The sequence below is a fragment of the uncultured Aquimarina sp. genome, assembly GCF_947496855.1.
Lineage (GTDB): Bacteria > Bacteroidota > Bacteroidia > Flavobacteriales > Flavobacteriaceae > Aquimarina.
In genome coordinates, this window is record NZ_CANMED010000010.1 from 35,031 (window position 1) to 48,561 (window position 13,531).

General features: G+C 33.1%; 12 protein-coding genes. 8 read left to right on the forward strand and 4 right to left on the reverse strand.

Going from position 1 to position 13,531, the window contains the following annotated elements; translation table 11 throughout:
* Positions 1-176: 176 nt before the first annotated feature.
* On the reverse strand, positions 177-2,084 hold the full coding sequence (gene dnaK / locus Q0921_RS24150) for a molecular chaperone DnaK (RefSeq protein ID WP_299261627.1): 1,908 nt from the start codon (positions 2,082-2,084) through the stop codon (positions 177-179).
* Between the two features lie 236 nt (positions 2,085-2,320).
* On the opposite strand from dnaK, the gene Q0921_RS24155 reads away from it, so the two are divergent.
* Positions 2,321-3,745, forward strand: a complete 1,425-nt coding sequence (locus Q0921_RS24155) for an L-serine ammonia-lyase (protein ID WP_299261629.1) — start codon at positions 2,321-2,323, stop codon at positions 3,743-3,745.
* 129 nt (positions 3,746-3,874) lie between these two features.
* Positions 3,875-4,429: a CPBP family glutamic-type intramembrane protease gene (locus tag Q0921_RS24160; protein WP_299261631.1), complete on the forward strand. Its 555-nt coding sequence runs from the start codon at positions 3,875-3,877 to the stop codon at positions 4,427-4,429.
* A gap of 1 nt (position 4,430) precedes the next feature.
* Here the strand turns inward: Q0921_RS24160 and Q0921_RS24165 are convergent, their stop codons facing one another.
* Positions 4,431-4,898, reverse strand: coding sequence for a nuclear transport factor 2 family protein (locus Q0921_RS24165; RefSeq protein ID WP_299261633.1), 468 nt, complete (start codon positions 4,896-4,898; stop codon positions 4,431-4,433).
* Between the two features lie 156 nt (positions 4,899-5,054).
* Here Q0921_RS24165 and panB point away from each other — a divergent pair, with 156 nt between their 5' ends.
* From panB to Q0921_RS24180, 3 genes are all read left to right on the forward strand, one after another.
* Positions 5,055-5,873: a 3-methyl-2-oxobutanoate hydroxymethyltransferase gene (panB, locus tag Q0921_RS24170; protein ID WP_299261635.1), complete on the forward strand. Its 819-nt coding sequence runs from the start codon at positions 5,055-5,057 to the stop codon at positions 5,871-5,873.
* A gap of 63 nt (positions 5,874-5,936) precedes the next feature.
* On the forward strand, positions 5,937-6,635 hold the full coding sequence (locus Q0921_RS24175; protein ID WP_299261637.1) for an RluA family pseudouridine synthase: 699 nt from the start codon (positions 5,937-5,939) through the stop codon (positions 6,633-6,635).
* A 138-nt stretch (positions 6,636-6,773) separates the two neighbouring features.
* Positions 6,774-7,637: a hypothetical protein gene (locus Q0921_RS24180; protein ID WP_299261639.1), complete on the forward strand. Its 864-nt coding sequence runs from the start codon at positions 6,774-6,776 to the stop codon at positions 7,635-7,637.
* Positions 7,638-7,699: 62 nt separating this feature from the next.
* Here the strand turns inward: Q0921_RS24180 and Q0921_RS24185 are convergent, their stop codons facing one another.
* Positions 7,700-8,560, reverse strand: a complete 861-nt coding sequence (locus Q0921_RS24185) for an EamA family transporter (protein WP_299261641.1) — start codon at positions 8,558-8,560, stop codon at positions 7,700-7,702.
* A 12-nt stretch (positions 8,561-8,572) separates the two neighbouring features.
* Complete coding sequence (locus tag Q0921_RS24190) at positions 8,573-10,117, reverse strand: hypothetical protein (protein ID WP_299261643.1); 1,545 nt, start codon at positions 10,115-10,117, stop codon at positions 8,573-8,575.
* A 208-nt stretch (positions 10,118-10,325) separates the two neighbouring features.
* On the opposite strand from Q0921_RS24190, the gene Q0921_RS24195 reads away from it, so the two are divergent.
* The 3 genes from Q0921_RS24195 to leuD are packed head-to-tail and all read left to right on the forward strand — an operon-like array spanning position 10,326 to position 13,530.
* The gene (locus Q0921_RS24195) at positions 10,326-11,498 is read left to right on the forward strand and encodes a 2-isopropylmalate synthase (RefSeq protein WP_299261645.1); all 1,173 of its coding nucleotides are present in this window, start codon (positions 10,326-10,328) and stop codon (positions 11,496-11,498) included.
* A gap of 55 nt (positions 11,499-11,553) precedes the next feature.
* Positions 11,554-12,936, forward strand: a complete 1,383-nt coding sequence (leuC, locus tag Q0921_RS24200; protein WP_299261647.1) for a 3-isopropylmalate dehydratase large subunit — start codon at positions 11,554-11,556, stop codon at positions 12,934-12,936.
* Between the two features lie 6 nt (positions 12,937-12,942).
* Entirely contained in the window at positions 12,943-13,530 is a 588-nt protein-coding gene (leuD, locus tag Q0921_RS24205) for a 3-isopropylmalate dehydratase small subunit (protein WP_299261649.1), read from the forward strand.
* Position 13,531: the final 1 nt, after the last annotated feature.

Genomic DNA, 13,531 nt, shown 5'->3' on the forward strand with positions numbered 1-13,531 from the left:
CGTATTTAGATCCGATAGTGGTTACCCATATTAAGAATAACGATGTGTGAAATAAGGCACAATAACTAGGGGTATTTTAAGCCAAGCTAAAAGTAAACTATTTTTATTTACGTTACATATAATAACAAAAAAAATGCACAGCTTTCACTGTGCATTTTTATATAAAACAACAATTCTTATTTCACTTCTTCAAAATCTACATCTTCTACATCACTAGCTTCAGAATCTCCTCCTTCAGGTTGCGCTCCAGCTTCTGGTCCAGCTGCACCACCTTGTGCTTCTGCCTGTGCCTTATACATTTCTTCACTAGCTGCTTTCCAAGCCTCATTGATTTTATCAAGTGCTGGCTGTATGATAGCAAGATCTTTAGTTTCATAAGCTTTCTTTAATTCTTCTAAAGCTTCTTCTACCGGTTTCTTATTATCATCAGAAATTTTATCTCCAAATTCTTTAAGTTGTTTTTCTGTTTGGAAAATCATTCCATCAGCTTCATTTAACTTATCTGCAGTTTCTTTTGCCGCTTTATCCGCTTCAGCATTTGCTTCAGCTTCTTGCTTCATTTTCGCGATTTCTTCTTCTGTTAATCCAGAAGATGCTTCGATACGAATATCCTGAGACTTATTAGTAGCTTTATCTGTAGCAGAAACTTTGATAATACCATTAGCATCTATATCAAAAGTTACTTCGATCTGTGGTGTTCCTCTTTGTGCTGGTGGAATTCCATCTAAGTGAAAACGACCAATAGTCTTATTACCAGCTGCCATAGGACGTTCTCCTTGTAGTACATGAATCTCTACAGAAGGTTGATTATCTGCTGCGGTAGAAAACACTTGTGATTTCTTAGTAGGAATCGTAGTATTTGCTTCAATCAGTTTAGTCATAACGTTACCCATTGTCTCAATACCTAGAGAAAGTGGTGTTACATCTAATAACAATACATCTTTTACATCTCCTGTAAGTACTCCTCCTTGGATTGCAGCTCCAACAGCTACTACCTCATCAGGGTTTACTCCTTTACTTGGTGCTTTACCAAAGAACTTCTCTACTGCTTCCTGAACTGCAGGAATACGAGTTGATCCTCCAACTAATATAATTTCATCGATGTCACTTGTAGATAATCCTGCTGCTTTAAGAGCAGTACGACAAGGTTCAACAGTACGTTTTACTAAATCATCAATTAATTGATCAAATTTAGCTTTCGTTAATGATCTTACTAAGTGTTTAGGACCACTTGCAGTAGCCGTTACATATGGTAAATTGATCTCAGTTTGAGAAGTAGAAGATAATTCTATCTTCGCTTTTTCTGCAGCTTCCTTAAGACGTTGTAAAGCCATTGGATCTTGACGCAGATCCATATTTTCTTCACTTTTAAACTCTTCTGCTAACCAATCAATAATTTTTTGATCTACATCATCTCCTCCTAAATGCGTGTCTCCATCAGTTGACAATACTTCGAATACACCGTCACCTAATTCAAGTATAGATACATCATGAGTACCTCCACCAAAATCAAATACTACAATCTTCTGATCCGTACCTTTTTTATCAAGACCATAAGCTAATGCTGCAGCTGTAGGCTCATTGATAATTCTTTCTACCTTTAAACCTGCAATTTCTCCTGCTTCCTTTGTAGCTTGACGTTGTGCATCATTAAAATATGCAGGTACCGTAATTACAGCTCTAGTTACATCTTGTCCAAGATAATCTTCTGCAGTTTTCTTCATTTTCTGAAGTGTCATTGCAGATAATTCTTGTGGTGTATATAAACGTCCATCGATATCAACTCGTGGCGTGTCATTGTCTCCTTTTACTACTTTGTAAGCAGCTCTTTGCGCTTCTTTTGCAGATTCTGAGAATTTATTCCCCATAAATCTTTTAATAGAAGAGATTGTTTTAGTTGGATTTGTAACCGCCTGACGTTTTGCAGGATCACCAACTTTAATCTCTCCTCCTTCTACAAATGCTATTACAGATGGAGTAGTTCTCTTCCCCTCTGCATTAGGTATAACAACGGGCTCATTACCTTCCATCACAGAAACACAAGAGTTTGTTGTCCCTAAATCTATTCCTATTATCTTACTCATATTATTGTATAAATGTTTTAGTGTTGTTCCTAATAATTTATTGCAGATAATTCAATGATTATGCCACGACAACTTGTCTGACAGGATGTCATTAACTCATGTTAATAAATAGAGTATTACTAAAACACGACATAAAAGAAAACATCACCCTGTCCTTAAGTATTTATTAAAAAAAAGTATTATTTTTTATCAATGCCCTATATTTACCCTTCCAATTTTACACTCAATTAAGAATTATGGAATGTATCAGTATTTTTGATATGTTAAAGATAGGCGTAGGCCCTTCTAGTTCACACACTTTCGGCCCTTGGAGAGCAGGAAGAAGATGGATTGCCGAGTTAAAAGAAAACAATCAATTTAATTCTGTTGAAACCATTACAGTAGATCTATTCGGATCCTTATCCTTAACTGGGAAAGGGCATGCTACTGACATAGCTTCTATATTAGGTTTATGTGGATATGATCCACAGACTATTGATGTTTCTTCTATTTCCAGTATTATCGAATATATTCAGTTTAGTGAAGTTTTATCCCTTAATGGTGAATTAGATATTAATTTTGATCCTAAAACACAGATCATATTTAACAAGGAGTTTAAAAAATTCCATCCAAATGCGATAACGTTTACTGCTATTTTGAAAGACAAACAAAAAACAGCATCAACATTCTATTCTATAGGAGGTGGTTTTGTTGTGCAAGAAGAGCGTAAGAGAAAAGAGAAAAAACTAGAGGAATTTCATATGTTCCCTATGCCTATTCAAAAAGCAACAGACCTTCTAACATACTGTAAAAAAAAGAATAAGAAAATATCAGAAATTGTTTTAGAAAATGAACGTTCTCTTCAAAGTGACAAAGAAATAAACACAAGAATAGAAGATATCTGGAGTACTATGTTAGAGTCCATGTATCTTGGCTGTCATACAGGAGGCACGCTTCCTGGAGGATTAAATGTACGACGACGCGCTTATGACACTCATAAAAAACTAATTGGAATTAAAGAATATTCTAATCCAACTCAGTGGATAGAATCCATAAGAAATACGGAGGTGAAATTTCGTCAGATACTAAAATGGGTATCTTGTTTTGCACTAGCTGTTAATGAGGTAAACGCTTCTCTAGGTAGAGTTGTTACGGCACCAACAAACGGAAGTGCCGGTGTCATACCAGCTGTAATGATGTATTATATGGTAATCGAAAATCACGATGCAAATTTTGATGACATAAAACAATTTATGCTAGTAGCTGGAGAAATTGGCAGTCTATTTAAAAAAGGTGCCACTATATCTGCTGCTATGGGCGGTTGTCAAGCAGAAATTGGAGTTTCTTCTGCAATGGCAGCTGGAGCATTAGCAGAATTAATGGGGGGTACACCTGAACAAGTAGTGATGGCTAGTGAAATTGCTATGGAACATCATTTAGGTTTAACTTGTGATCCTATTGGCGGTTTAGTACAGATTCCTTGCATAGAACGTAATGCTATGGGAGCCATAAAAGCTATTAATGCGTGCGAAATGGCTCTAGATTCTGATGCTGCTAATGCTAAAGTACCTTTAGATAAAGTAATCGAAACTATGTGGGAAACAGCAAAAGACATGAATACTAAATATAAAGAAACTAGTGAAGGTGGGTTAGCAGTTAAGGTTAGTTTAAGCGATTGTTAAAACACATTAATGTTTAGAGATATTTTATTAAATAAAATCAAAAATCTATTTGTTTTTTACTTTCGATTATTCGGATTATATATTCTCTTTTTTATATGTGTAGCATTATTGCAAAGCATATTTCCATATTTGGATTTACAAAAATATTCCCAGGATAGTCTTTTCGAGATTTTGAAAGATAACAAGCTTAAAGCTTTTATAGCTATGGTAGTATTTGCTCCTATCATAGAAGAACTCATGTTTAGAACCTTACTAAAACCAAAAATAAAAGAACTTTTATTTTTCTTAAGTTCTTGGACACTTTTTATCATTGGATTATTTATTACACTAGAATTAGAATGGTATGCTCGCTACTTGATATTTATAGTTTCTATTTTTGTCATATTCTTTATATATGAACAATTAATCTCTAAAAAACAACTTCAAAAGTTTAAGAATTTTCTAGAGAACCATCAATCAATAACACTTCAGGTTACCTCAATAACCTTCGGTTTTCTTCATATTTTTAATTATGTAGATTCTTTTAAGATAGATAGCGTTTTATTCCTTCTTATTGTTCCAAGAATCATTGCGGGGCATATGTTTGGAAAACTTAAAATAGAGAATGAGCATATAATATGGCCCATCCTGCTTCATGCTATTAACAATGGAGTCGTTTTTTTTATAATTAGTAACAAGCCTTAAATTACTTACAACCTTCTCTTTTTCTGGTATCCGCTATTGCAATAATTTTCCAAGTAGTTCCATTATTAAATAGTTGAAAAATATTAACCCCACAGTGACTAAATTGATCATTTACATAAAACTCATATGGAGTCCAAATCTGAGCAATATTTGCATCAGCATCGATCTTAAAACTCAATAACTTCTCAAACCATTTCTGATCTTTAGATCTATTATGTATTATTTCCAAAAATTTTCTAATATCAGTTTGTACAGTTTTGATTTTGCCGTCTTTTCCTTTAGAAATTGTTTGCATCGCCATATTAGGATCTATAGTACTTTTAATTTGAACAGTATCTCCTTTATGAAAACCTTCAAAGAAATCTAATATCGTTTGTTTGGCATTTTTTTGGTTCGCATCTATTTCTTTTTGAGAAAAAACGGTGTTGCAAGAAATAAATAAAAAGAATAGTATCAGGAATCTACGCATAACATTCGAACTTTAATTTACCTAAAATTAAGGTTTTAATTGTTTTATCAAAAATATAAGTATTACTTCTCTTAAATAAATTTAAATCAAAAATAATATCCTCTTGTTACGATCTTACTAATTGATTACTTTTACGGTACTAAATTAACACACAAAATGTCTACAGCAAAAAAAGATTACAAGCGCGTTACGGTAAAATCTCTGATAGAGATGAAAGCTAATAAAGAAAAAATATCCATGCTTACTGCCTATGATTATACGATGGCAAAAATTGTGGATGGCGCCGGAGTCGATGTTATTCTCGTTGGTGATTCTGCATCTAATGTTATGGCAGGTCATGAAACCACCTTACCTATCACCTTGGATCAAATGATATATCACGCATCCTCTGTAATTAGAGCTATTGAGAGAGCATTGATTGTTGTAGATTTACCTTTTGGTAGTTACCAAAGTGATCCTAAAGAAGCATTACGTTCTGCTATTAGAATTATGAAAGAATCAGGCGGACATGCTGTAAAGCTTGAAGGAGGAAAAGAGGTAAAAGAGTCTATCAAAAGAATTCTTAACGCAGGAATTCCTGTAATGGGTCATTTAGGATTAACACCACAATCCATCTATAAATTTGGAACCTATACCGTACGTGCTAAAGAGGAGGAAGAAGCTAAACAGCTAAAAGAAGATGCCCTGATGTTACAGAAAGTTGGATGTTTTGCAATCGTACTTGAAAAAGTTCCTGCCAAATTAGCTAAAGAAGTAGCAGAAAGTTTAACGATCCCTATTATTGGAATTGGAGCTGGAAACGGTGTTGATGGGCAGGTATTAGTAACACACGATATGCTTGGTATGACACACGAATTTAATCCTCGTTTTTTAAGACGTTACTTAGATTTATACACAGAAATGACCAATGCATTTCAGCAATATGTCTCTGATGTGAAGTCTGTAGACTTCCCTAATGATGATGAACAGTATTAATGTTAGTTGTTAGTTGTTAGTTGTTAGTTGTTAGTTGAAAATAGTTTTTATTACTTAAACACATTGTCGAAAAAAATAATTTCAAACAAATCAAATCTTCAAGTTCTTTATGAAGACAATCATCTGATTATTGTTAATAAAAGGGCTGGAGATATTGTGCAAGGTGATAAAACTGGAGACAAACCACTTAGTGAAATAGTTAAGGAATATATTGCAGAAAAATACAATAAACCAGGAGCTGTTTATTTAGGTGTTGTACATCGGTTAGATCGTCCTACAAGCGGAATTATTATTTTTGCTAGAACAAGCAAAGCTCTTCCTCGGCTTAATAAATTATTTGTAAATAAAGAGGCGAAAAAAACCTATTGGGCAGTTACAAAAAATACACCTCCAAAAGAAAGTGACACGCTTATTCATTGGCTAAAACGCAACCCGAAACAAAACAAATCTTACGCGCATAACAATGAGGTAACGGATAGCAAAAAAGCTATTTTAGATTATCAAATTATCAAAAAATTAAATAACTATTGCGTTTTAGAAATTGACCTCCACACGGGTAGACATCATCAAATAAGGTCTCAACTGTCAAGTATTGGATCTATAATTAAAGGAGATTTAAAGTATGGAGCCGACCGGAGCAATAAAGACGGTAGTATCCATTTGCACGCAAGAAAGCTTACCTTTATGCATCCTGTAAAAAAAGAATCCTTAACTATCATCGCTCCTCCTCCATCTGATCCAATCTGGGATGAATGTATTTAAATTTTACGGAAAACTTGTTTTTCTAATTTAATTACCACAAATTTCCAATTTCACTTTCTTAAGTAACATTTTACTCTATTATTATACTAATACAAAGGAGAACTTATTTTTTATTATTTCATTGTTAATTAAGGATAAATGGATTATATAACATATTCGTCAGAATTATTTAAAAATATTGATTGGAGTTTTATATGGAGTATCCTTAAAGATATCGTACTTCCTAACTCTGGTACGCTTATTATTAATATAGTCATATTTCTATTTTTAGGTTTTATCATAGCTGTTATATATTGCATTTTACTCTGGCGTAAGGGTATTTTTAAAAGGGTGCCTAAATATTATAATTGGGTAGTAAAATTATACATCCCTATACTGCTTGTTGGAATTCTTTATATTTTTGGCCAATGGGGTTTTATAAGAGGTATCTATAAAATACTAGACAATGAAAAGACAATGATTGTTCAAGGAGTGTATAATGGCTCAGTTCAGCAAATTTTTGAATCTGAAGATGCCAAAAACAAATTTGTTATATCAGCTCAAATGTTAGCAATACAAGCTAAATCAGATTCTCAAGATTATGCTCTCTTTTTCGAAAAAAACTTTAAAAATTATGATACAGGCAGTTCTTTCCTAAATAAAACCAAAAATAAACTAGCAAAATTTATTATTAACAACTATAGTGATGATCTTTACAAATTAACGATGTACGCACTTTTAACCTCTGCAGGTAAAGGACATGTCGATTTTTCTGAAGTACTCCCTTATGAAGAGTTTGATGCGGCTATGAATCTATTATTAGAAGTAGGATATCAGGATATAGAAAAAGTAGTTTTAGACAAATTAAGTCAATGGTTTTCTATAGGCCTTACCTCTCAATATAACGGAATAGTAAAATCACTATTAATCCTATTAATCCTCATTCTTATTGTTCCCTTATTAGAATATTTTATATACAAAAAATGGATTGCTCCAAAACACATTTCTAAAACAACGTCGTAGTACAAAATATTAAAAAATCAGAGTATTTATGAGCACTTGCTAAGTCTGCACGAATTACCTAATTATCTGTAAGATCTTACACTTTCTATTACTACAGAAGTTAAGATTAATGTTCCACCGATAATCGTAGTCAAAACTGGTATTTCCTTAAGAAAGATAATTCCGATAATAATTCCATAAACCGGTTGTATACTGCTTATAATACTTGCTGTAGTTGCAGAAAATCGTTTCAAACTAAATAAAAACATTGTATGACCAATAGCTGTGGTTAAAATAGCCAATACTAAGGTCCAAGGCCATTGAGTTACAATTCCTGAACTATCCATTAAAAAAAGTGTCGGTAAAAGCATCAAGCTAATGATAACAAGTTGATACCACATTAACATAGAGCCGTGATAATTACTTACTTTAGTCTTCATAATCAAATTCCGAAGTGCATAGCATAATGCAGATATTACACCTAAACCAACTGCTTTAGCATAAGAGTTTTCTAGACTAAAATCAGGTACCAAAAAATAAATTCCTAATAAAACTAAAGCTCCTAAAACCAAATGCATTTTCTGAAATTTTGTTTTCAGAAGTATGGGCTCTAAAAAAGAAGTAATTACAGGATAAGTAAACAAAGATAACATCCCTACAGCGACACTAGACATCTTTAATGCATAGAAATAGGTAATCCAGTGTAACCCCATAAGAATACCACCAAGAATTATAGTAAACCGATCTTTGGACGCGATGCCAAAAGAGATTTTTTTCCATTTACAAAACAAGAACAATATGATTCCTGCCAAAATAGCTCTAAAAGCAATAGTTACAGGAACAGGCATATCAATATATCTGCCTAGTGCTCCAGAAGTACTAATGAAAAGCATGGCCAGATTTAGTTCCAGAATATTACGCAGATGTTGGGTGTTTTGGGGCATATAACAGAATAATTATCGAATTAGTTTTTTTGATTTTTCTTTAATAATATCTGCCACTGGTCTACCTTCTATATTACTTTCTAACCAAGATAGAATATCTAAATATAAAAAAGCTCTCTTTTCATATGGATGATCCTCATACTGTTTCAAAGTTTTATGAAGCTTCCTAAATTCATCCTTAATCTGATGAGGAAAAATATCTCCTAAGCTTTTAAGAAACTTAATCATTTCTTTCTGGACCTCGTGTAAGTCATCCATCTTTATCAAAAATCTATATGTCTCCTTTAACTGAGTTTCTAAATGATAATCCATTCCAGCTTCATAATGTGCAACCAAACTTAGGACTCTAGCAAAACACATCAAATCTTCTCGCATTTTTAGCGATTTATTATTAATGATTTTCTTTAGATATTCTATACATTTTCGATGATTAGCCATACCAAAATACAAACAACCAATCTTATAATACAACACCATGATGTGATGATCATCCAAACGATTCTTATACTCGGTAATTCCCTTTAAAATTTCAGTTACTAAATATTCTCCTTCATCAAAGGTTCCTTCTAAAAAATGAACATTTAATCTATTATTATAGATAAACTGAAACGAAAGAACCTCTATATTATCATCAATAGGAAAGTTATCAGATGTAATTGTCTTTTCGAACTTACTCAGTGTTAATTTCAACTGAGTTTTACCCTGAATCAAATACAAAGACTCTAGTAAATAATGATTTCCTCTTAGAAAGAATACTGGATTAAGAATGATCATTTTAGGGGTTGAATAAAACAGATCCACCCACTTTTTAGAATATTTATAGCAGGATAAAAAATCTTGTACCATAAAACTATACCATAAGTGCGCTTTGTATAACCATAATTTTTCTCTAAAGCCAAGGATGTTCCAATCATACTTTGGTAATTTACTTTCGAAATAATTGGTAATTATTTTATGTTCTTTGTCATTCCGTACATACCCACTTTTGATCATCAATCCATATAACTGAAGAGAGAGATTAGACAACCGGCTTGTTAACACATTTTTCATGCTTAACATTTTAGCTTCAATAGTCAATTCATCTGCTCGACTGTTAATACTCCGCGTTATATATTGAGTTTCGATTACTTTTTCTAATTCTACAATTTCATAAGCGATATTATTCTCTTCATTCTCTTTAGCGACGGTTTTCGCTTTATCCAAGATTTTCAAGCTCTGCTTATACAACCCTTTATGATATAAAATAGTAGCGAAATCTAGTTGCTCTCTTATCTGTGATCTTACGTTTTGGTGTAATGGGCTTAATCTAAGACTAATCAATATTTGTTTGTATAAATGTGCTTTAAGATTAGAAAGTTGTTGTTTTTTGACAATTCCTTTAGATACAATAAGCTCTTCATCTAGAGATTCACTTTTATCCAAATGGTTAAAAAGTGCTAAGAATTTGGAATCAGTATTTACACCTAATCTCCCAACGTACACCTTGAATTGTCGCTTTTCAGACTTAGAAAGTGATTTCACTAAGACAAACAAAGGATCTTTTTGATCATTAGTCATTGTAAGAAAATATATTGTAATTAATTGATTAAAAGAAAGTTAAACTACAATCAAAACATTTCAACATTGTAAAACACGTAGCCAAATCCCTTCTTTTTGAATAACCAAAATATAAATTCGTAAGAGAATACTAAAACATCTTAGAATAATATTTTAAAAAGATATCATTTAAAGAGATTATCAAAAATTAATAATTCACATAATTCCTATGAGCGATAATAAAGTCCAAATTTTTGACACCACCTTAAGAGATGGAGAACAGGTCCCTGGTTGTAAATTAAATACAAAACAAAAATTAGTGATTGCTGAGCGACTAGACCTTCTAGGAGTTGATGTAATAGAAGCGGGATTTCCGGTATCTAGTCCAGGAGATTTTACTTCAGTTAATGAAATTGCAAAAATCGTAAAAAATGCAACAGTTTGTGGATTAACCAGAGCTGTTGAAAATGATATTAAAGTTGCTGCAGAAGCACTTAAATATGCAAGAAAACCAAGAATCCATACAGGAATAGGAACATCAGAATCTCATATAAAATATAAATTTAATTCCACTCAAGATAAAGTAATCGAACGTGGAATTGCTGCTGTAAAATATGCGAAATCTTTTGTGGAAGATGTAGAGTTTTATGCTGAAGATGCTGGACGCACAGATAATGAGTTCTTAGCGCGAGTCTGCGAAGCTATGATCAAAGCGGGAGCAACTGTTCTAAATATACCTGACACTACTGGTTACTGTTTACCAGAAGAATATGGTGATAAGATCAAATACCTAAAGGAAAACGTAAAAGGTATTGATAATGTTATTATCTCCTGTCATTGTCATAATGATTTAGGATTAGCAACTGCTAATTCTATTGTTGGAGCCATAAACGGAGCCAGACAAATAGAATGTACCATTAATGGAATAGGAGAACGTGCCGGAAATACTGCTCTAGAAGAGGTGGTTATGATTATGAAACAACATCCGTATTTGAAACTAAATACAGATATCAATTCTAAGCTCTTGTATGATACAAGTTTAATGGTTTCCGAAAGTATGGGTATGATGGTACAACCTAACAAAGCCATTGTAGGGGCCAATGCTTTTGCACATAGCTCGGGAATACACCAAGATGGAGTTATCAAAAATAGAGAAACATACGAAATCATAGATCCAGCTGAAGTTGGAGTAACTGAATCCGCCATTGTACTAACAGCAAGAAGTGGTAGAGCCGCTCTCGCTTATAGATCCAAAAAAATTGGTTATGAATTAACCAAACTTCAGCTAGATGAAGTATATAAAGAATTCCTAAACTACGCTGACAGAAAGAAAGAAGTAGTTAATGAAGATATTCACCAGATTATGAAAACTGTAGAGGTCCAAATGGCAGTAGTTGCTTAAACTGCTTACCATATTATCTCTTTTGTTATAGAATAAGTAGGAATTTAGAAAACATATGAAGAAGACATTATTTGATAAAGTTTGGGACGCACATGTCGTCAAAGAGGTACAAAATGGTCCTCAGGTACTTTATATAGATCAACATTTAATCCACGAAGTAACAAGTCCACAAGCATTTAATGAACTTGAACAACGTGGAATTCCTGTTTTTAGACCTAACCAAATAGTAGCGACAGCCGATCATAACACACCAACTATTGATCAGCATCTACCCGTAAAAGATCTTTTGTCCAGAAATCAATTAGCTCAACTAACAGAGAATTGTAGTAAAAATGACATCACTTTATATGGATTAGGTCACAAATACAATGGTATCGTACACGTAATGGCTCCTGAATTAGGTATTACACAACCAGGAATGACTATGGTTTGTGGTGATAGCCATACCTCTACTCATGGTGCATTTGGTTCTATTGCTTTTGGTATTGGAACAAGTCAAGTTGCACAAGTCTTTGCAAGTCAATGTTTATTACTTCAAAAACCCAAAAGTTTACGTGTAAACGTAAATGGTAAATTAAAACCAGGTGTTTTACCCAAAGATGTTATTCTGTATGTCATTGCTAAACTTGGGACTAATGCAGGTACAGGCTATTTTTGTGAATATGCAGGTAATGTATTCGAAGAAATGTCTATGGAAGGTCGGATGACAGTCTGTAATATGAGTATCGAAATGGGAGCTCGTGGAGGTATGATCGCTCCTGATGAAACTACTTTTGAATACGTAAAAGAACGAGAGTTTGCTCCAAAAGGAGAAGCATATGCTAAAAAAGTAGCCTATTGGAAAACCTTACCTACAGATGAAGATGCTATTTTTGATAAAGAATATCATTTTGATGCAACAGATATAGCTCCTATGATTACCTATGGAACCAATCCAGGAATGGGAATTAAAATCACAGAAAACATACCAACAGAAAATAATGCTTCTTTTGAAAAATCATTAGCATACATGAATTTCGAAAAAGGACAATCCTTAATCGATCAAAAGATCAATTATGTCTTTATCGGAAGTTGTACAAACAGTAGAATTGAAGATTTTAGAGTTGCGGCTAATTATATCAAAGGAAAAAGAAAAGCAGACAGGGTTACAGCTTGGTTAGTACCTGGTTCGCAACAAGTAGCCTCGCAAATAATTGATGAAGGGCTAAATAAAATTTTTGAAAAAGCAGGGTTTAAACTGAGACAACCGGGATGCTCTGCTTGTCTAGCCATGAATGATGATAAAATTCCAGAAGGAGAATATTGCGTTTCTACTTCCAACAGAAATTTTGAAGGTAGACAAGGACAAGGCTCTAGAACTATTCTTGCCAGTCCACTTGTAGCTGCAGCTACTGCGATTGAAGGAAAAATTGTAGACATCACTAAAAACTTGAATTAAAAAATTATGGATAAGTTTATCAAACTCTCTTCTGCTGCCATACCCTTACCTATCGAAAATGTAGATACAGATCAGATTATTCCAGCTCGTTTTCTAAAAGCTACAGACCGTGAAGGTTTTGGAGAAAATTTATTTAGAGATTGGCGTTTCAATAAAGAAGGAAACGTAAATGAAGATTTCTCTTTAAACAATCCTAATTATTCTGGTAGAATTTTAGTAGCTGGAGATAATTTTGGCTGTGGTTCGAGTAGAGAACATGCAGCATGGGCGATTCACGATTATGGATTCAAAGTAGTGGTTTCTAGTTTTTTTGCAGATATATTTAAAGGAAACTCATTAAATAATGGATTACTACCTGTGCAAGTATCGCCAGAATATCTTCAGGAATTATTTACAGAAATCAAAAAAGATTCAACCACGCAAATAGAAGTAGATCTAGAAGCGCAAAAAATCACAATTAAATCAACAGGATCTGAAACTAATTTTGAAATAAATAATTACAAAAAGATGTGTATGATAAATGGATATGATGATATTGATTTTCTTCTAAGTAGTAAAAAAGAAATTGAAGCATTTGAAAGTGCAAGAGTATAAA